Source organism: Myxococcus sp. CA040A, from assembly GCF_013336725.1.
GTDB lineage: Bacteria > Myxococcota > Myxococcia > Myxococcales > Myxococcaceae > Myxococcus > Myxococcus llanfairpwllgwyngyllgogerychwyrndrobwllllantysiliogogogochensis.
Genome location: NZ_JABUMR010000006.1, coordinates 818,917 through 838,856, shown reverse-complemented (window position 1 = coordinate 838,856; position 19,940 = coordinate 818,917). Strand labels below are relative to the sequence as shown.

Below are 19,940 nucleotides of genomic sequence, written 5' to 3'. Positions count from 1 at the left end.
TCCAGTGGAGAACGGACGCCGGGAGTCTACAGGCGCGAGCGTTCAGCAGCCGAAACGCAAGCATTCCCGGAGGGTCTCGGGAGGGAGGGTGGCCGACAGCGCGGCGAGGCGCACCCCTCGCATCCTCCGGGCGCGAGGACTATACGCCAGGGCTGGAGCACGGGAGGCACCCATGGCACGCGCGACGAGAGCAGGCGGGGTGGGGTGGGCATTCATCCTGTGGGCGACGGTGCTCGGCGCCTGTCTGACGGCGTGCCGCGAGGACCCTCCCCTGGTGGGTGCCGAGGGCCGACTGAGGTTGTCGCTGTCGCGGCTGGATTTCCCCCCGGCCTTCCCCGGCGGTGTCCGCGAGGCGGAGGTGCGGGTGCTCAACGCGGGGCGCGCTCCGCTGGACGTCACCTGGACCTCGGTGGAAGCGCCCTTCTCGCTGGTGGATGCGTTGCCCTCTCGCGTGGGCGCGGGTGAGGTGCCGGTGCGGCTGCGCTTCAGCCCCCAGGCCATGGGCACATACGAGGCCCGTCTCGTCGGCACCGCGTCGGATGGAGGCCGCGCGGAGCTGGTGCTCGCGGGCGAGGCGCGACAGACGCCGGAGTGTCGGGCGGTGACGTGCTCCACCGCGGTGTTCGACCCCGTGTCCGAGCGCTGTGTGGAGACGGTGCTCCCGGATGGCACCGGGTGTGACCCAGGCAATGCCTGTCTCACCACGGCCATGTGTCAGCAGGGACGGTGCAAGGGACTGGAGCGTCCCTGTGACGACGCCAACGCCTGCACCACGGACGTGTGCCACGCGCTGGACGGCTGTCGCGCCGTGCCCGCGCCGCCGTGTCCCGGAGCGGGCGCCTGTCAGGTGGGCACGTGCGATCCGAAGCTCGGCTGCGGCCTGGCGGATGCGCCCGATGGCACCTTCTGTGGAACGGAGCGCGGCTGCGATGCCGCCGACGTGTGCGTGGAAGGCGCGTGCGCGCGGCGCAACCTGCCGGATGGCTTCGTCTGCGCGGCGGCCAGCCCGTGTCAGGCGGAGGGACGCTGCAAGGGGCCCGTGTGCGAGCGGCCCGACGCGGTGTCGCTCGCGCCGGACTGGGTGCTGGACGCGCGGGTGCGGAGCATGAACCTGCATGACCTGCTGGTGGGGCCGGAAGGTGACGTGACGCTGGCGGGCTTCTACGAGTCAGCGCTGCTGGACGCCGCGGCGCCCGTGCCCATGCTCAGCGGTGACGCGGCCCGGCGCTGCATGCTGTGGAACGACAGGCTGCTGTGCATGGACCTGCCGGATGACGGCACCGTGTCCCTGGTGGAGCGCTACACGGGCGCGCCCCGGTGGACCTTCACCCTGGCGAGCGCGCGGCCGGATATCGCGCAGCGCACGTCCAGTCTCTTCCTGGCGCGGCTGGCGGTGATGGCCCCGGACCGACTGGCGGCCCTCTTCGAGGCCTACCCCGTGGGCCTGAACCGCGAGACGTTGTGTCGCATGTATTTCCTGGTGGTGCTGGATGCGTATGGACAGATGGTGTCCGCGCAGGAGCTCACCGACCCCCTGCTGTCCGAGTGCAACCACCCGCACCCCTTCGGAGTCGTCTCCGACGCGGTGGGGGATTTGTATGTCTCCTTCTCACAGACGTTGAACGTGGGGGCTCCACTCCAGGCGGGGGCCCCTTCGCTGCTGATGGCCTTCTCGTCGGACGGCGTACCGCGCTGGCGCAAGTCACAGGCGCAGCGCGCTGGTGAGCTGGCCGTGGTGAACGGGCTTTTGTTCCCCGAGCGGGGCACGCAGGCGCTGAGCACGGCGGACGGCTCGGTGGCTGGGACTCTTCCCCAGCAGTTCGGCCGCGCGGTGGCCACGCGCGAGCGACTGGTGCCCAGCGCACCGGGGACCACGGTGAACGTGAACGAGGGTGGCGTGCTGCCCGTGGCCACGGAGCTGAAGGGCTACGGCCTGCCCGCGCTGAGTCCCGCGTGGACGTACTCCCTGCGCTCGGGACAGCTCCTCACCTCGAAGGAGCTGCGGCTCGCGTCCTGGCCGGATGCGCCCGGGTTTCCTCCCCGGACGCTGGTGCTCACGACGGCCACGGACGGCGACGACAGGCAGTTGCTGGTGGGCGTGCGCATGACGGACGGCGGCGAGGCGTTCCAGTGCGAGCTCGACTACGCGCCCCGCTCGATTCCGCAGTTGCTGGAGCTGGCACCCGGGGCCCTGCTGCTGATGGACGGGGCCACCACCTGTGGCGAGTGTGACCCACCGTTTGCCTACAGCCAGTCGCGCTTCCAGCGCTTCCCCATGCCGGGCCTGCTGCCCGCGAAGGAGCCGTGGCCGGGGACTTTCGGCGGGCCGGGCCATGACCACCACGAGGGGGCCGACCACTGAGGTTGGGACGGGGAGCGCCCTTTTCTTGAAGAAAACACGGGGGGCGTGTCGAAGTGCCGGGCGCGGTTCCGACGTAGGGCAAGGCCGGCGCCATCCAGGTGTCGCACCCACCAAGGACTTCCCCATGCAGAAAATCACCCCGTTCCTGATGTTCAACAACCAGGCGGAAGAGGCGGCGAAGCTCTACACGTCGGTGTTCAAGAACTCGAAAATCACCTCGGTTGCGCGGGGCCCTGACGGCGCGGCCATGTCCGTCACCTTCGAGCTGGAAGGTCAGCCGTTCATGGCGTTCAACGGCGGGCCGCGGTTCAAGTTCACCGAGGCGATTTCGCTGTTCGTCAGTTGTGAGACGCAGCCGGAGGTGGACTCGCTCTGGGAACAGCTCACGGCGGGGGGCGGAAAGGACAGCAAGTGCGGCTGGCTGGAGGACCGGTTCGGGGTGTCCTGGCAGATCATCCCCACCACGTTGATGCGACTGATGGGAGACAAGGACCCGGCGAAGGCGGGACGCGTGGTGCAGGCGATGCTCGGGATGCAGAAGATTGACATCGCCGCCCTGGAGCGCGCCTACCAGGGAAGCTGAGCGGTCCTCAGTCCGTCGTCACCGGAGGCACGGCGTCGCTGTGCCTCCAGGCCTCGTAGTGGATGCGGCCCAGGGGGGCTCCAGCCGTGGGTCCCCCGCCAAACGTGCCGATGATGTCCACGCGCTCGGTGGCATCCGAGACGGGATGGATGCGGAACTCCACGCCTCGGCCGAACGGTGGCAGCACCAGGCCGTGCCAGCGCAGCGTCCCACCTCGCAAGCGGATGCCGCCGTCCTCGAGGACGGACACGTCCAGCTCCAAATCCAGGCCGTGCTCGACGAAGACCTCGTGGAGTCGGCCGTCGCGCAGGATGAAGTCCGAGTCGAACCTGCGCAGCACGCCGTCGCAGTACAGCTCCCGGACGAAGTGCATGGAGCCATCCGCGCGGCGGAAGGTGAGGAAGCGTCCGGGGAAGGTGCGTGCCCCGTGCTCGGAGAGGCCCTGGCCGGACAGGCGCGTGGCCATCCAGGCCAGCAGCCGGGCCGTGCGCGAGGCGAAGGTGACGGAGGCTCGGGCGCCCCACGCACCGGGGTTCGCGTAGAAGCGCATGACGCGAGGGTCCACGCGGGACATGTCCGGGCCCAGCACGGTGGCGAGCAGGGGCCAGACATCCGAGGGCCTCGCGCGCTGGCCCCGGTGCACGGCCTTCACACCGCGACGGTAGACACTGGCCGCCGTCCACGCGGTGATGAAGCTCGTGAGCAACAGCCACGCCGTACGCCGCTCATCGACGAGGCCGGTGTCGTGGCGCCAGCGCGGCAGGCACAGCGCGCGCACGGTGGCGAAGGCGTAGTGGCGCAGCAGGCTCCAACTCGCGCTCAGCATGCGTGACAGGGACAGCGCCAGTCCGTGGGCGATGGCCGTCTCACCCGGCACGGCGCCCGCGAGGGCGGGCTGGTCGAAGAGGCGCGCGCCGAGCGTCATCTCCACGTGCTGCACCAGCAGGCGCCACAGCGGCTCGTGCCCGTGGACGCGGGCCTCTTCGAGAAAGGCGGCCTCGTACCCGACGTCACGGGCCCGGGCCACGTCTCGCATGTGGGCTTCAATCCAGCGCTCGTCGCGGACTTCGAGCGGGAGCTGGTCCTCGCAGGCGCGCGCGTAGGACGCCCACTCCCGGGTGCGGGGAAATCCACGCTCATCCACCGGCATCACCGCGGCGCCCAGTCGCGCGAAGGGCTCCGACACTCCCCAGAAGCGGCCGAGTGTCACCGCGCTCGCGGCCAGCAGGTGCACCTTCGCCATGCGGCACGGATGCGCGCGGTAGAAGTCCGCGAGCAGGCTCAAGGAGAGTCGGCAGGCGCGGTGACGGATGGCGAAGTCCCGCAGCTCCCCGAGCGGCGCATCAGGCAGGGCCGTCCGCGCTTCGTCGAGCTCTTCCGGGTGGAGCCGGGCCTCCCGCTTCGCGTCCATCGGGAGCAGGGCCTCCAATTGGGAGTCTCCCGGGTGCAGCTCTCCCGACCGCCGCAGGGCCTCCAACTGCGCGTCCGCCAGCGGGGAGCCTTCCGAACGGAGCAAGGCCTTCAGTCGCGCATCCTGGTGCGGTGAGGCCATCGAGTTCAGTTGGAACACGGTGTTCTCCACTCGCGTCTCGAAGCGGGTCCGCGGCGGCTTCCGTCGCGGATGCGTCTCCACGGCTTCGGCGCTCATGAAGAGACCTCCACAAGTTCTCCACAGGGATACGCCGTGGCGGACTCGCGGTCCTCGACGCCTCGGCCAAGCCAGCTCCTCGCCGCACCCGGCGCCGGCGTCCGTCCGAGCACCCGCGCGAGGATGAACAGCCCGAAGCGCCACCGTGAGCGCCCTCGCGTCGGAGCGTGTTCATCCCCGGCGCACCACTGGCGCAGCGTCTCGAAGCCCCACTCCGTGCCCAGCCGCATGACGGGACGGAACAGCACCGCGTCGAGCACCTCCCCCACCACCCCGTACCGCGCGCGGTAGTCGAACACCGTCTTGAAGAACGTCCCCTCGGGCCGCTGCTCGTAGAGCCATACGCCGCGACCGCGCAGGATGATGCTCCGCCAGTCCTCCGAGCCGAACTCGAACGTCGAGCGCACGTGCGGCGTGTTCGCCAGGTAGCGACCCCAGCCGACGATTTCGAGCCCGAAGCCCAGGTGCGTCCGGTAGTCCATCAGGTGGAACCCCCGGGCATCGGCCTCCGGCAGGTAGCGGATGGACGTGAAGCGCACGTCCCACGCCGTGTGCAGCGCGGGGTCCTGCGTGCGCTCCCACACCACCTCGACGGGCGCGGGGATGAACACCTCCGCGACAATCCTTTGGAGCTGGGGTTGTCGGAATGGAGTGGCCACCGGCCGCCTCCGGAACGCGAACCACCGCGCCAGGTCCTTCGCGAAGACGATGAGCGCCGTCACGCCCATCACCGTCATCAGCGCGCGCAAGGCCACGGGCACCAAGGGCGGGTCCACGCGAAGCCCCGTGGGCAGCAGCCTGTCCGCCCACACCGCGTGGAAGGTCGCCATCAGGTAGAGCCCCACCAGCACGCTCAGCACCACGTGCATGAAGTACTCACCCCGGGGGACACCGCCCTGGGACGCTCGGCTGTCGCGCTCCTCCCAGACATCCGCGAGGGCGACGAAGACATCCGCGGCGTACAACACCCCGAGCACCCCCAGCGCCCACCCCTGGAAGCGCACGTGCGGCACCCAGAGAAACTGGAGCGCGTAGATGAGGTGGCGCGCGGTGTGCCAGAGCACCTCGCGCTGACACTCAAGGCGCTCGTGGAGCCGGCCGCGCCAGAGGTGGAAGTAGAGGACGTCGAAGGCCCCCAGGAGGCCGATGGCGAGCAACAGGTAGAAGGCGACGTGCATGGCCGGGCCTCAGTGCAACGGCACGGCCAGCGCCTTCCGGGGATGCAAGCCTTTGGAACGCCAGGGATTCAGCGGATTCGACGCGAGCCTCCCGTCAACTCCGTGGACAGCGCCGACAACCCGGGTTGTCGTCCCCAACTTCTCCACAGGGCTTCTGCGTGCGAGTGGGTTTCACCGGGCCTCTGAGTCGGCGGCCTCGGTGCGTCATGAATCACGCGTCAGGTGTCATGACGGGCGTCGCGCACCGGCTCAAAACGGCGCTCGGGCGCGCTGTCAATCGGTCGTCCTCGAATTTTCCTGAAAGATTTCCAGGACGGGTGGTGAACGCGACCCGCCCTGGAACCTGGAGAAACCCGGCCTGACACGGCACACCCCGCGTCACCGACCCTGCGGGTGGACATGCCCCGCGTACCCGATATTCTTCGGCCATCGTTGCGTTGAAAGACGTAGACGTGTTCCACATTGCCCACGCGAGGCCTGCCCGGGATGCACCCCTTGGTCCCGGCGCTTGTGTGGAAGGAGTGCGGTTGCCCGGACGACCTTGGAGGTCCGGCGTGCGGCGGCTCCGTTGCATCGTGGGGGGCCCGCTCGGGCCCCGGGGAGAAGCGCGTTCCCTGGGGCCCGAGTCACCTCGTCGCTGACTAGGGCCCCATCCGGGCCGCGCCCGCGGGCGCCTTCGCCCCGAAGGATTGCAGGTAGCGCGGCTCGTCCCGGGTGCTCTCCTCCAGCAGCTCCTCCGTGAGCGAGTTCAGCGGCCACCGCTCCATCGCCGTCTGCTGGAACACGGCGATGGCCTGCTCCAGCTCCTGGATTTGATTCATCGCCAGCGTCCGGCCCGCGTCGTCCTCCAGGTCCTGCGAGCCGCCACGCACCAACTGCAGGCCCGTCATCCGCTCCACCACGGTGGTCTGCTGGACCAGGCTGGCGCCGATGTCCCGGGTGATGCGACCCAGGCGCTGACGTCCCTCCGGAGAGAGCGAGCCGCGCGTGGCCACGTTGCGCGTGCGCAGAATCCACGTCCCCCGCTCGTTGATGCCTCGCAGGGACACCGCCATCGCCAGCGCGCTGGCGTCCGGCACGCCTGCTTCCTTCAAGAGCCGGCGAGTCTCCCGGTAGCCTTCGTGAAACGAGGTCTCCCGCCACGCGGGCAACGTGGCCACGCGCTCCAGCGCGTCGATTTCCGCGGCCGTCAGCTCCGTACCGGACTCGGTGTCACCCAGTAGCAGGAGCAACTGAAGCTGCATCGAGCGCGGGTGCGCCGCGGCCAGCGACTCCAGCTTCTGGCGGAACGTCTTGCGCGCCCGCTCGTGCTCGGACTCCGGCAGGGACTCGCCCCTCAGCGCGTCCCGCACCGCGAGGTAGAGGTCCGGGTTCTCCAGTCGGGGCACCTGCGCCAGCAGGAAGAGGGACTTGTCCGCGTCCAGCTTGCGAGAGGCGAGCGCGAGCCTCAGCTTGACGTCGTCCGAGGGGGCCCGCTCCCACGCGAGCTTCTCCCAGTCGGAGGCGGTGGGGTCCGGCGGCAGGGGCGTGGCGCCTGGAAGCAGCTCGCTCTTGCCGAGGTTGGGGCGGCCCAGCGTCACCCACGCGTCCCGGAAGGCCTGCTGCCAGGAGACACCCGGCGCGCGCCGCAGCTCGCGCAGCGTCTCCAGCAACTTCAGCTCCGGACTCCCCGGCGCCACGGCCTCGAGCTGGCCCAGCACGGTGGCGGCCTCCGCGTCGTTGCCTTCCTCGAGCGCCAGACAGGCGTGCACGAGCAGGGCGGGTGCGTGCCTGGGCGCCAGCATCAGCGCCTCGCCGAGCGACTCGCGGGCCTTCTTCAACTCACCCGTGGCGGCGGCGCGCGCGGCGCGGTCCGTGTGGCGCAGCACCTCCGGGGACGCGGTGGGCTTCGCGGCGCCCTGTTTCTTGGGGGAGTGCTCGCCGTGGTCATGCGCGTCATGGCCTGGAGGCGACTGCCTGCCCCGGAAGAACAGGGCACCTCCGGCGACCAGGGCCACCACCAGTCCCACGCCACTCCACAGTGCTGCCTTGCGTCCCGATGAGCCCTGCGTGGAAGGAGGAGGAATCGGGTCCGTCATGGTGTGGCGTCTCCGGCGGGTGGGGGAGCCGCATTCCAATCGTCCGCGACGACTGGAGCAAGGTGGCCCGCGCCCTGGGGGACAGTGTCCGTCCCTACCCAGGGGGGCCCCCACCCGCGTCCGGGACGTGCCCGGACGCCTGGAGCGCCGCGCTCAGTCCTTCAGGTAGACGACGCGGGTGCCACCGCGCGCCTTCACCTCGGTGCGGGGAGGACGGGAGACGCACTGGACGGTGGTGCCGCCCGTCGCGTTGACGGAGAGGCTCTCCGAGGGGTCCGCTTCCACGTGGACTCCTCCGCTGGCTTCGACCTCCAGGGACTTCACGCCCTTGAGGTCCATGGCCTTGATGACGGCGCCGCCGCTGGCCTCGATGTCCAGCTCCTGGGCCCGCCCCGCCAGGTTGACGGCGGCCCCGCCGCTGGCCTCGACCTCCACCTTCTTCGTGTCCACGCCCCGGACCGTGAGGGCCGCGCCGCCGCTGGCCTCGGCGGAGAATTCGTCTCCGGAGGGGGAGACCTCCGCCTCGACATTCCCGCCTCCGCTGACGTCCACGCCGTCCAGGTGGGGGTTGGAGACGTACAGGCGCACCTTGCCGCCCTGGAATTGGCTGAAGAGGCCGTCGCGCTCCACCTGGGTGGTGAGCTGTCCGTCCTTCACCACGAGTCGCAGGCGGGACAGCAGCTCCGAGGGCCCCTCGACGCGGACCGACTTGGGGCCGACCTTCACCTGGGCCTTGATGCCGTGGCCCACCGCGAGGCTCTCGAAGTCGGGGACATCTCGCGCCTCACCCTTCTGGGCGCCCTCCGCGAAGGAGGTTCCCGCGAACATCAACAGCGGGACGAGCAGGGACATCCGGGCGGTCTTCATGGCGCGCTCCCAAGGCATGGGACCCGGCAGGGGCCCCGTCATGGCGGCTACGCGCGGCGCTCCGAGCGATTGCCACCCCTGGGGCAACTACTGGCGGGAGAGCATCTCCAGCGGGACTCGCACGGCGGTGGTGTCGCCGGGCTTGATGTCGACCGACAGCTTGAGTGCCTTCCCGTCGCCGTCCACGAGCTTCAGCGTGTGCTTGCCGGAGGGCAGGCTCACCTTGAAGAGCGGGGTATCACCCAGGGACTGTCCGCCCAGATACACCTTGGCGTAGGGCTCGGTGACCAGGGTGAGGAAGCCCGGCTCTCCGGTGGGCGTGGCCGCACTGTCCTCACCCGAGTCGAACGTCGCGCGCTTGCCGTTCCGGGTCGTCGACTCCTTGGTGGTCCGCTTGCCCGTGGAGCGACCCGGCTTGCGCGCGGGCTTGTCCTCCACCTCGTCCAGGGTGGGAGGGGCGTTGGAGGGCTCCGGGTCGGGGTCGACGGTCTCCGCCAGCACTTCGGGTGGGGGTGGGACCTTCTCCACGACGACGGGTGGGACGATGACGGGTGGGGCCTTCGTCTGCTCCCGAGGGAGCGGGACGCGTTGCCTGTCCGTGTCTCCAAGAGGCGCCGGCGGCGGCGGCTTCTGCTCGAGCCCCAGCAGGGGAGCGGCCCAGGCGGACACCACGCCTCCATCGAGCCCCAGTCCCACCACCGCGGCGGCCACCGCGACGAGGACGAGCACGCCGGCGAGGACCTTGCGCCCGCCTCGGGATTCGGAGCCCACGGCGGGGACTCCGCGCAGGGTGTGGACGTGGGAGTCCTCGTCGTCGGGGACCTCGTCCTCGGGTTTGCGGCGGTTCTCCTGGAAGCCGCGCGAGGGTCGGGTGGTGACCTCGGCGTCGGGGAAGGCGGCGGGAAGCTGGGGCTGGGGCCGGCGTCGGGCGGCTCCGGCGGCGCGTCGGGAGGGAACACCCGCGTGGCTGCCGGGCTCCGCGGAGAGCGAGGGCACGCGGACCATCGCCGTCTCCTCGTTGCGCTCGGGAGGCTGCGGGGGAGGGGCCACGGCGCGCAGCGTGTCCACGGTGCGGCCGGTGCGAGGGCGTGCCTCGCTCCGGGGCGCGGGCTCCTCCGACACGGGCACGGCGCGCGGGGCCGGCGCGGGAGCGCGGACGGTGTGCCCCGAAGGAGGAAGCGCGGGCCGCCCCGGCAGGGTGCGGGCCAGGTGCGGCGCTTCCTGCGGCGGCGGCAGGGCGTCCGGTGGGGGCGGCGGTGGTGGACGCGCGGACTCCGAGGGGGCGCCGCGTCCCGCCAGGCGCTTGTGGGGCGGCGCCTGGAGCACGGCCTTGCGCGGCTGCGGGTCGGGCGGCGGCGGCGGGGGAGGCGTCGCCGCTGGCTGCATGCTGGTGGCGCGCCGAGGCGTCGCCGCCGGAGCGGGCTGCTTCGCCGCCGTCGTCACGGCGGAGCGACGGGATGGCGGGGAGTCCGGGGGGCCGGAGTTGGTGTTGACGGTGGGCGGCTCGGGGGCCTCGGGGACGCTGTTGGAGCCGCCCATGGCCAGCATCGCCGCCACGCTCGTCTCGCCCGTGGTGTCACCCGTGGGGCCCGCGATGAGCAGCTGGCGCGTCTGCTCGCGCCGGTCGGCGAAGAGGCGGCGCATCACCTCGCTGCTCTGCTCGGGGTGCCAGATGAGCGGGCCCACCGCGCGCTCCAGGGCGCGGGCGAACTCCAGCGTGGAGGCGTAGCGGTCCTCACGGCGCTTCGACAGCGCGCGCAGGACGATGGCGTCCAGCTCCGGCGGTATCTGCTTGTTGGCGCGTGAAGGCGGCGTCACCTCGCACTTCAGCACCGCGTTCATCATCGCCTCGGCCTGCTTCGCGTAGAACAACCGCATGCCGGTGAGCAGTTCGTGCAGCACCACGCCCAGGCTGAACAAGTCGCTGCGGGCATCCAGGGGCTCGCCCATGATCTGCTCGGGCGACATGTAGCCGCTGGTGCCCTTCACCATGCCCACCGCGGTGCGGCTGGCGCGCGCCAGGCTCTTGGCGATGCCGAAGTCCAACAGCTTGGTGACGCCCTCGTACGTCACCATGATGTTCTTCTCGGCCACATCCCGGTGGATGACGGGCGAGGGGTGACCGAGCGGGTCCGTGAAGGTGTGCGCGTAGTGCAGCGCCACGGCCGTGTCCCGCACCGCCATCAGGCTGAAGCCCACGGGGATGGGGTGGCTGGCCTGCCGACACGCGCGCGCCACCTCCACCAGCGTGGCCCCCGGCACGAACTCCATGGCCAGGAACAGCTCGCCCTCGGCGATGTCCAGGTCGAACACCTGGGCGATGTGCGGGTGGTTGAACGCGGCCGTCACCTTGGCCTCGTCCAGGAACATCCGGATGAACTCTTCCTCGCCTCGGATGTCCGGCAGAATCTGCTTGAGCACCACCAACTTGCGGAAGCCGGCGAGTCCCCGCTGCGACGCTAGGAAGATCTCCGCCATCCCGCCCGTGGATAGGCGGCTGAGAACCTCATACTTACCCAGCGACCGGCCCTTGGAGGCATCCGGCGCGAGCGGCAGCGTCGTCCCACTCATCGGAAGGTGCCCAATCTACACTGGCACCCGGACGGACGCGAAAGTCAGGGTCGAAGAAAAGTCCACGAATATCGACATCTCTGACTTTTCTGTGAATTCCTGATGTCACTCCTCGGGTGGGGAGCGGCGGCGTGCGGGGGAGGCGGGGAGGGTGACGGCGAGGGCGTTGAGGAGGCGCAAGTCGGAGCGGGACAGGCCGCGGAGGTTCTTGCGGAGGTCGACCAGGGCGGTGGGCTCGGTGCGGGCGGGCTGGGGTGGGCGCTTGCGGCCGGGGGGCGTTTCGATGGTGGCGTCCAGGGCGAGCAGCGCGTGGGGTGGGACGTGGAGCACGGTGCACAGGCCGCGCAGGGTGTGGATGCTCGGGAGCATGTGGCCGCGCTCCAGGCGGGCGTACACCTCACGGGCCACACCGAGGCGCTCGGCGACGGCGGCCTGGGTCAGTCCCAGGTTCCTTCGGGCCATCCGCGCGGACAGGCCCAGGTGGACTCCAAGCTCGGTCTTCATTCGTCGCCCGTCGGGAAGGACGCGGGGCTCGCTCGCCACCGCAAAGGGGCACCCTACTCCGCGCTCCTCGCGGGACGCACCCTCCGTGAAGACTCTGTCGCGGCGCCATGTGTGACGGAGGTGTACCCGTGACGCCGTGGACGAGGGCCGGGGCTCGTGGTCCGAGGCCTCGGTGGCACCTTGGGGAACACCTGTGTGAGAACGGGCCGACGGCCGCTGGAGGGAGTGGCCCGGGAAGAGGGCTCGGCGATGGGTGTGAAGACGGTGCGGTTCGACTTCGAGAACACGCGGGATACGTCGGTCGACGTCTGGTTCGAGCCCTCGGGGATGCCGTTCAAAATCCCGCCGGGAGGCCGCCTCGACGTCATCTGCGAGGGACCGGAAGGGGGAGAGCTCGAGGTGGAGCGTCACCCCGAGGGCCACGTCACCCTGTACGCCTGGTGGGGCGCGTGGTTCCGGGTCGTCGAGGAGGGACGCGTGGTCTACACGGAGGAGGGGATGCGCGCCCCGCCCCTTCCTCGGGGTGTCTCCATGAAGCAGATGGTGGAGACGCTGTTCGGCCCGCTCGAGAATCGACAGGCGATGCTCGACAAGCCCAAGGAGTAGGGGCGTCAGGTGAGACGGTGGCCGCGCGTCCTGGCCGGCGTTCATCTCAGGTTTCCGCGCCCCGGCGAGCACAGGCTCCTTACGAGAGTCGGCCCCGGAGCTGCCCCCCTCTCACTTCACACTCCGCGCGTCCCTCCTGCCCGTCCCTCGGTGGACCTGGGCTAAGACGCGCTCCCAAGGTTCCATGGATACTTCTGTTTCTCCCCGCGCTGTCACCGGCCGTATCGACGTTCACCCTCGGGGCTTCGGCTTCCTCACCGTGCAGGCGCCCGGCACGCAAGAGGTGCTGTCCGCCTTCATTCCTCCCCCCGACCTCAACCCGCTGCTGGCCGGAGACATCGTCACCGGCACCGTGACGGCGGGCGCGGACGGGCGCTGGACGGCCAGCGGGCTGACGCTGGTGGAGCGGCCTCGCACCCGCGTCTACGGCGAAGTCGTCGCCCGCAAGGGCCTGTTCTACCTGCGCATCGACCGCGAGGTGGGCAACGCGGATTGGGTGCTCGACCCGGGCACCACCCGCGTCCAGCACGGCGACGCGGTGGTGGCGAGCATCACCGACGGCAAGCTCTCGCTGCTCTACCGCATCGAGCCTGGAGAGGACCGCTCGCTGGAGCGCATCATCGCCCGGCACGCGCTGAGCAAGGACTTCTCCCCCGAGTCGCTGGAGGACGCGCGAGTCGCCCGCGAGGTGCCGCACGAGGTGGGCGCGCGACGTGACTTGCGCGACGTGCCGACGGTGACGGTGGATGCGCCGTCCACGCGAGACATCGACGACGCGATTTCCGTGCTGCCCGCGGGGCCGGATGGAGCGCTGCGACTGCTGGTGTCCATCGCGGACGTGAGCGAGCTGGTGAAGGAGGGCACCGCGCTGGATTCGCAGGCGCGCGAGCGGGCCACCAGTGTGTACATGGCGGGGCGCGTGCTGCCGATGTTGCCGGAGTCGCTGTCCTCGGACTGGCTGAGCCTGGTGCCGGGCAAGGAGCGACGCTGCCTCACGGTGGAGCTGCGCATCGACCCACAGGGCCGGGTGACGGCGGCGGACGTGTACGAGAGCGTCATCCGCTCCTGGGCGCGGCTGAACTACGAAGAAGTCGCGGCCTTCCTGGACCGGGGCGAGGTGTCCGCGCCCATGGAGCCGGTGCGGGACGTCATGCCGTGGTTCCGGCTGGCGGCGGCGCGACTGGCGGTGGCGCGCGGCGCTCGTGGCGGCATGGAGTTCGCGCGAGATGAAGCGCGGTTCACCTTCGACGCGGCGACGGGCGAACTCTCCGGACTGGTGAACGAGCAGCCCACGTCCGCGCACGGGATGATTGAGCGCTTCATGGTGGCGGCGAACGAGGCCATCGCCATGTGGATGCTGGTGCGCGGCCTGCCGGGCGTGTTCCGCGTGCATGAGCAGCCGGACCCGCTGCGCGTGGCGGACCTGAATGCGTTCGCGGAACACTCGGGCTTCGCGGCGGGCTTCGGACGCGAGCTGACGCCGCTGGCGCTGACGGCGTTCGACCGGCAAATCGCGGGCGCGGCGGCGGAGCCCGCGCTGCGCTCGGTGTTGCGGCGCTCGCTGGGCCCGTCTCGCTACACCGTGAAGCCGGGGCCGCACTTCGGACTGGCGGCGCCGCTGTACCTGCACTTCACGTCGCCCATCCGTCGGTACGCGGACCTCGCGGTGCACCGCACACTGAAGGGCTACCTGCACGGCCGCCGCGACTACCTGGACGAGGACCCGGCGATGGAGGCGCTGGCGGTGCACATCAACGCGCGGGCCCGCGCCGCGAATCGCGCCGAGGCGGACCGGCACCACGTGCTGGAAGCGCGGTGGCTGGCGGGGCACGTGGGCAGGGAGTTCTCCGCGCGCATCGTCCGGGTGCGGCCCTTCGGGCTGGTGGCGCAGTTGGACGGCATGTTGGTGGAGGGGATGTTGCCGGCGGAAGGACTGCCGGGCGGCGGACCCTTCCGTCCGGATGCGCGCGAGCTGTCCCTCGTGGGCAAGGAGCGGACCTTCACCGTGGGCATGCCAGTGAAGGTGAAGGTGGCCGCCACCGACGAGCAGCTTGGCCGCGTGGAGCTGTCCCTGGTCGAGTAGGCGGACGCACGGCGGGCTTCCCGCTCGCTCCCCAAGGGAAGGTCGCCGCCCTTCGAGCGGGGGGCGATAGACTCCCGCCCTCTTCATGAGCGAACCCTCCCCTCCCGTCGTCGAGGACGCGCGCGCCCGCTTGCGGCGCCGGGCCGTGCTGCTGCCGTTGCTGCTGGTGGCGCTCGCGTACGGCAACGCGGTGCGAGGCGGCTTCGTCTGGGATGACCACTCGCTCATCGAGGAGCAGGAGGTGGTGCGCGAGCTGGCGCCGCTGCCGGACTACTTCACGCGGATGTTCTGGAGCGACCCGATGGGCGTCTCTCGCGGCTACTACCGGCCGCTGGTGACGCTTGGCTACGCGGTGGAGTACGCGCTCTTTGGAAGCGCGCCCGAGGGCTTCCACCTGATGAACCTGCTCTTCCACCTGGTGGTGGTGGCGTGGGTGTTCCTGCTGTGCCGACGAGCGGGTGCCTCGCCCTGGGGCGCGGCGGTGGGCGCCGCGGCGTTTGGTGTCTTCCCCCGGTTGACGGAGTCGGTGGCGTGGATTGCCGGACGCACGGATGTGCTGGCGGCGGTCTTCACGTTGGGGGCGCTGCTCGTGTACCGCGCGGACACGGCCTCGCGGCGCTGGGGCGCGGCGGCGCTGGTGCTGACGGGCCTGCTCTGCAAGGAGGTGGCGGTGGCCGGCGTGGTGGGGCTCGTCGTGCTGGAGCTCACCGCCGTGCGCGCGCGGGAGCGCCGCTTCGGACAGGCCGTGCGAAACCTGCTGCCCATGGGCGTGGCGCTCGTGCTGTATGGCGGCCTGCGGCTGAACGCGCTGCGCTCGGACGTGCGGGAGCTGGATGCGGGGGCCTCGTCGGGGTTGTCGCTGCTCGAGCGCGCCGAGGCCGGGCTCGCCGCGCTGGGGCACTACGCGGTGATGCTCGTGGATGCGCTGCGCCCGCGTCTCCAGCAGGGCGTCCTGGGCGAGCATCCCCTCGCCTGGGTCCTCTTGGGCGCGGGGGTCCTCGTCGCGCTGGGGCTGTCCCTGTGGAAGTGGGGAGGCCGGCTCACGCCGCTGGAGAAGGCCGCGCTGGCGACGGCCGCGTGCGCGCTGGCGCTGGTGCTCCATGCCATTCCCCTGGGCCTGCACACGTTGGCCTCGGACCGCTTCCTCTACGTGCCCGTGGCGATGGGCGTGGTGGCGCTGGTGGCACCGCTCGAGCGAGCCGCCCGGTTGCGTCCGAGGGCGGGGCTGGCCGTGGCCGTCGTGACGCTCACGGCCTTCGCCGGGGCGACGCACCTGCGCAACCGCGACTGGATGGACGAGCTTCGGCTGTGGCGGGTGGCGGAGCAGGTGTCTGGCCCCGATGACGCCTTCGTCCAGCAGCAACTGGGCGGGCTCTACATGGAGGCGCACCGGTACGAGGAGGCGCTCGGACACCTGCGCCAGTCGGTGCGCCAGAAGAGTCGCTTCACCGGCATCAAGGGCTACAACAACCTGGCGCTGTGCCTGACGAAGCTGGGCCAGCACACGGAGGCCATCACCCTTTTTGAAGACATGGTGCGACAGCAGCCCGGTTACCGGAGAGGGCATCTCAATCTGGCCATGGCCTTCGCGCGCGCGGGGCGCTTCGACTCCGCGCTCACGCAGCTTCAGCGCCTGGAGTCGATGTCCCCGGGTGACACCGTCATCCCGGAGCTGCGCGCGTTGTTCGAGCGCTCGCGTGACACCCTGGCCCGGCTCCCGCGCGGGACGCCGGGTGGGGTGGAGGCCGCGTCGGTGGCGGAGACACGGGCGAAGTTGTTCCAGGAGCTGGGCGCGCCCCATGAGGCGGCGCTGAGCTGGGAGGCGGTGCTGGGCGCGAAGGATGCGACGGCCGAGCAGCGCTTGCAGGCGACGGGCTTCCTCGTGTTCGAGGGAGACCTGGGCCGGGCGAAGCGCGCGCTGGAGTGGCTGCGTCAGGCCCGGCCCGAGGATGAGCGCCTGCCCCTGCTGGAAGAGGCCCTGCTCTCGCGCGCGTCGCTCGACGCGTCACGGTGAGCGGGACTACCCGGCGACCGTCAGTCCCTCGGTCTTCGCCAGCAGCGTGTCGTGGCTCACCCAGCCGAGCAGCCCGGTGGAGGACTTCACGAGGTAGACGAACGACGTGGAGCGTCCGCCCTGCACGGAGACGGGCGCGGCGGCGAGCACGAGAATCTTCGACGCCGCCGCGAGGGTGGCCACGGGCTTCTTGTCGGTGCGTGAGTGGGTGATGGGGAAGCCCTCTCGCACGGTGGCTTCCTGGCCGACGTAGTACAGCTCCTGCGGCACCAGGGAGAGCTTGCCGGCCTTGGCATCCAGGGCGAACTTGTCGCGCCGGTTCCAGAACTGCTCCCAGCTGTCGGAGAGGATGATGCCGTTGCCCTTCACCTCGGTGAGGGCGTGGACGCTGCCCAGTGCCTTGAGGCTCTTGCCATCGAAGGCGTAGACGGTGGTGAGCCGGTCGTTGTCCGTCATGCCCGTGTGCACGGCGACTTCCTTGCGCTTGTCGCCGCTGTCCACGTCGATGATGGAGAGGCCGAGGACCTCCGAGTCCGTCTTGCCGCGGAGCGTGGCGGTGCCGGCGGTGAGGACGAACTCCTCGTCGCCCTCCTTCCACTTCACGGCGATGGCCTCCGGCTTGCCGTCGCCATTCAGGTCGGCGGACGCGGACTGCGTGGGGAGCTCGTCACCGGCCTGGGCCAGCGGCGCGCCGAGCAGCGCGAAGGTCGTCACGGCGAGGGCGGGAAGCTGCGTCTTCATGAAAGGGACCTCGTGAGGGCGCGGGTGCCGCATGCATGCGAGCGCGTGACAGTCCCGGGCGCGGAAGCGCATCGTATCCACGCGGGCCCACCAGGCACCTGGATTCCCACCGACGTCAGCCGCGACGGCCGAAGCGTCCGCGGAAGTGCTTGTCGAGGTAGTACTCGGCGCTCGCGTAGGCGTCCTGGGCCTTGGAGGACAGGGGTTGCTCGGGGTGGGCCTTGGCGGCGCGGCGGGCTCGCTGCATCACCGAGCGAGGCTCGCCTTCGGTGGCGGGAGGCAGCTCGCGTGCGATGGCGTCCACCCATGCGTGGGCCTGGTCGACGATGCCGAGCGCCTCGTCGAGCGTGACTTCCTTCTCCGACAGCGCGGCGAAGAGCTGGCAGTGGTAGCGGCGGCAGCTCCCCGGGCGGTCCGCGTAGACGGTGCACGTGCGCCCATCCAGCGCGGAGCAGTGCTGCGCGAGCGCGGGAACTCCGTCCTCGCGCCGGTCGAGGGGCACTCCGCGCCGCTCCAGTGCCTGGGCTTCCTCTGGTTGGAGCGAGACGTGGGTGAAGAGGGTTCCGTCGCAGCACATGCCGCAGCGCAGGCAGAGGGTGGACAGGGGCATGGGGCCTCGGAACGGGAAGGAATCCCTCCACTAACCCGTCGCGCGACGACGTTCCATCGCGGCGAGGCGGGGAAGGCACGCACGCTCCCTCGTCCGCGAGGCGCCCGCACGTCAGATGAGTCGTACCGGCCGCAAGGCGGCACTCTCGTGGGGGCCGGTCCGGTCCTGGCTCGAGGAGGCAGATGCTTTGTCGAGCGGAGTCGCACCGGGTTCGAGGGCGGCACTCTCGTGGGGGCCAGCTACCGGCCCGATGAGGCAGATACTCTTGTGAGAGAGCCTGTGCTGTCCCGAGAGGCACGACCCTCTCTCAAGGGGGGCCCTCGCTCGCGCGCCGGGCTGCACTACAGTGGGGCAAATGCGTGCCGCGTTCCGAGTCCTGACGCTCGCTCTGCTGTCGACGCTGCTCGCGTGCGAGAAGACGCCCGGTGGCGTCCATGTGGTGGTCGACGGTCCGCTGACGCCTGTCGTGGACTTCGACCGTCTGTCCGTCATCGCCTCCCTTCCAGATGGCACGCCCCTCGCCGTGGCCACGCTGGAGGGCGCCGCACTCCGCCTCCCCGCCACCTTCAACTTCGAGTCCGGCCCCGCCACGCCCGAAGGCACCCGCGTCTTCGTGCGCGCCACCGCCGAGCGCTCCGGCATCATCCAGTCCACCGCCTCTGGCGAAGCCGCGCTCACTCCCGGCTCCGGCGCCAGGCTGTCACTCACCCTGCCCGCCGTCCCCGAGCCGCCAGACGCCGGTCCTCCCGTGGAGTCCTGCGACAACGGCGTGGACGACGACGGTGACGGGCTCGGTGACTGCGCGGACCCCGACTGTGTCGGCGCCAGCTGTCAGCCCGGAGGACTCGTCTGCGCGAACAGCGTGTGCGCCTGTCCCGGTGGCGTCACGGGCGTCATCACCGAACGCCCGGGCTTCGCGCGTCGCTCGGACCCCCTGGTCGTCGCTCCCTCCACAGGCCCCCATGCTGGAGCGCTGGTGATGCTGGGAGGCCGCGATGGCGCGGGCAAACCCGTCTCCACCGTGGAGATCTTCTTCCCCGAAACCGGCCGCTTCATCGCGAGCGACCTCGCCGTGGGCCGCGCGGAGGCCGCCGCGCTGGTGCTGGATGACGGCGCCGTGGTGGTGCTCGGCGGCGTGCGAGAGGGAGACGTGCTCGAGCCGAGCGCCGAGTGGCTCGACACCGATGGCGGCACCACCCTCATCCCCTTCTCCCCACCCCTGGGCTTTCGCCGCGTGCTCGCGGGCCGGCTCGGAGCGGAAGGGGTGATCGCCGGAGGAGAGCTCACCGCGGGGCTCGGCAGGCCCACGACGGACTCGGCGATCCGCATGACGCTGCGCGGCGAGAACGCGGGGGCCTGGGAGGGTCTGGGCAGGCTCTCCCTGAAATGCCCCACGGGAGGCGCGGTGCTGGGAGACGCCTTCGTGCTCGCGGGAGGCTGTACCAGCCTCACCCCCTCCGAGCGGACGGATGTCGTGGCACCCCCAGGACTGCTCGGCGCCGGGCCGCTCCTGCCCACCTCACTGATGTCGCCCGCGGTGGTGGAGCTGAAGTCGGGACGGGCGCTCATCCTCGGCGGACGCGAAGGCGGCATCGTCCCGTCCTCGCGCGCATTCCTCCTGGAGCGGAATGCCGGGGTGGTGAGGGCGCGGGAGCTGTCCTCCATGGACGCACCTCGCGCCGCGCCGCGCGCGGTTCTCGCGGGCAACGGTTGGGTGTACGTCGAGGACAGGGAAGGGGCTTCTGCCGCATGGTTCGACCCCGCGTCGGAGCGCTTTACTCCTGCTGCGTCAATGTCGACGCCCCGTCTGGGCCATACCCTCGTGGGAGGCGCTGACGGACGCGTTTATGCCGTGGGTGGAAGCAGACCCGACGCCGGTCCGGACGGTCTGTCCTCGTTCATCGAGCCGCGCTGTCCTTGAATCCCAGGGGTGGCCCGCACCCAATGTGGTTCCGCCACGCCTGTACCGAGGAACAAGTTTCCGGCCTGTTGAGAATGGTCAGGCTATATGAACCCCGGTTCACCCTGGTGGTACCCATACCGGGGGACTGCTTCCTTTCGCCCGAAGTCGTACACTCGTCTCCATTCACACAAC

14 protein-coding genes are annotated in these 19,940 nt (G+C 70.7%); 6 read left to right on the top strand and 8 right to left on the bottom strand.

Translation table 11 applies throughout. The features are described from left to right. Nucleotides 1-172: 172 nt before the first annotated feature. Together HUA75_RS29575 and HUA75_RS29570 are read left to right on the top strand one after the other, a co-directional pair. On the top strand, nucleotides 173-2,362 hold the full coding sequence (locus tag HUA75_RS29575) for a tenascin-X (RefSeq protein WP_174488273.1): 2,190 nt from the start codon (nucleotides 173-175) through the stop codon (nucleotides 2,360-2,362). Between the two features lie 124 nt (nucleotides 2,363-2,486). Continuing rightward, nucleotides 2,487-2,945 (top strand): VOC family protein, encoded by a 459-nt coding sequence (locus tag HUA75_RS29570; RefSeq protein ID WP_141647150.1) that lies wholly within the window; start codon nucleotides 2,487-2,489, stop codon nucleotides 2,943-2,945. Between the two features lie 7 nt (nucleotides 2,946-2,952). On the opposite strand, the gene HUA75_RS29565 is transcribed toward HUA75_RS29570, so the two are convergent. The 6 genes from HUA75_RS29565 to HUA75_RS29540 all read right to left on the bottom strand — a co-directional run bounded on the left by HUA75_RS29565 (nucleotide 2,953) and on the right by HUA75_RS29540 (nucleotide 11,791). Then, the gene (locus tag HUA75_RS29565) at nucleotides 2,953-4,593 is read right to left on the bottom strand and encodes a DUF4166 domain-containing protein (protein ID WP_174488272.1); all 1,641 of its coding nucleotides are present in this window, start codon (nucleotides 4,591-4,593) and stop codon (nucleotides 2,953-2,955) included. Beyond that, entirely contained in the window at nucleotides 4,590-5,771 is a 1,182-nt protein-coding gene (locus HUA75_RS29560) for an SRPBCC family protein (protein ID WP_174488271.1), read from the bottom strand. The genes HUA75_RS29565 and HUA75_RS29560 overlap by 4 nt, the downstream gene beginning before the upstream one ends. Nucleotides 5,772-6,412: 641 nt before the next feature. Beyond that, a complete protein-coding gene (locus tag HUA75_RS29555) occupies nucleotides 6,413-7,849 on the bottom strand; it encodes a lipopolysaccharide assembly protein LapB (protein ID WP_174488270.1) in 1,437 nt (478 codons plus the stop codon). 153 nt (nucleotides 7,850-8,002) lie between these two features. Continuing rightward, on the bottom strand, nucleotides 8,003-8,716 hold the full coding sequence (locus HUA75_RS29550) for a head GIN domain-containing protein (protein ID WP_141647146.1): 714 nt from the start codon (nucleotides 8,714-8,716) through the stop codon (nucleotides 8,003-8,005). An 87-nt stretch (nucleotides 8,717-8,803) separates the two neighbouring features. Beyond that, entirely contained in the window at nucleotides 8,804-11,287 is a 2,484-nt protein-coding gene (locus HUA75_RS29545) for a serine/threonine-protein kinase (protein ID WP_174488269.1), read from the bottom strand. A 105-nt stretch (nucleotides 11,288-11,392) separates the two neighbouring features. Beyond that, on the bottom strand, nucleotides 11,393-11,791 hold the full coding sequence (locus tag HUA75_RS29540; protein ID WP_174456071.1) for a helix-turn-helix transcriptional regulator: 399 nt from the start codon (nucleotides 11,789-11,791) through the stop codon (nucleotides 11,393-11,395). A 195-nt stretch (nucleotides 11,792-11,986) separates the two neighbouring features. Between HUA75_RS29540 and HUA75_RS29535 the strand changes: the two genes are divergently transcribed. From HUA75_RS29535 to HUA75_RS29525, 3 genes are all read left to right on the top strand, one after another. Next, nucleotides 11,987-12,397, top strand: coding sequence for a hypothetical protein (locus HUA75_RS29535; protein WP_174488268.1), 411 nt, complete (start codon nucleotides 11,987-11,989; stop codon nucleotides 12,395-12,397). A gap of 184 nt (nucleotides 12,398-12,581) precedes the next feature. Next, on the top strand, nucleotides 12,582-14,480 hold the full coding sequence (locus HUA75_RS29530) for a ribonuclease R family protein (RefSeq protein ID WP_141641846.1): 1,899 nt from the start codon (nucleotides 12,582-12,584) through the stop codon (nucleotides 14,478-14,480). Between the two features lie 85 nt (nucleotides 14,481-14,565). Beyond that, on the top strand, nucleotides 14,566-16,494 hold the full coding sequence (locus HUA75_RS29525; RefSeq protein WP_174488267.1) for a tetratricopeptide repeat protein: 1,929 nt from the start codon (nucleotides 14,566-14,568) through the stop codon (nucleotides 16,492-16,494). A gap of 6 nt (nucleotides 16,495-16,500) precedes the next feature. Here the strand turns inward: HUA75_RS29525 and HUA75_RS29520 are convergent, their stop codons facing one another. Together HUA75_RS29520 and HUA75_RS29515 are read right to left on the bottom strand one after the other, a co-directional pair. Continuing rightward, nucleotides 16,501-17,235 carry a hypothetical protein gene (locus HUA75_RS29520; RefSeq protein WP_174460335.1) on the bottom strand — a complete coding sequence of 245 codons (735 nt, stop codon included), beginning with the start codon at nucleotides 17,233-17,235 and terminating at the stop codon, nucleotides 16,501-16,503. Nucleotides 17,236-17,350: 115 nt separating this feature from the next. Beyond that, complete coding sequence (locus HUA75_RS29515; RefSeq protein ID WP_141641849.1) at nucleotides 17,351-17,845, bottom strand: YkgJ family cysteine cluster protein; 495 nt, start codon at nucleotides 17,843-17,845, stop codon at nucleotides 17,351-17,353. Nucleotides 17,846-18,200: 355 nt separating this feature from the next. On the opposite strand from HUA75_RS29515, the gene HUA75_RS29510 reads away from it, so the two are divergent. Then, entirely contained in the window at nucleotides 18,201-19,766 is a 1,566-nt protein-coding gene (locus HUA75_RS29510; RefSeq protein WP_174488266.1) for a hypothetical protein, read from the top strand. Nucleotides 19,767-19,940: the final 174 nt, after the last annotated feature.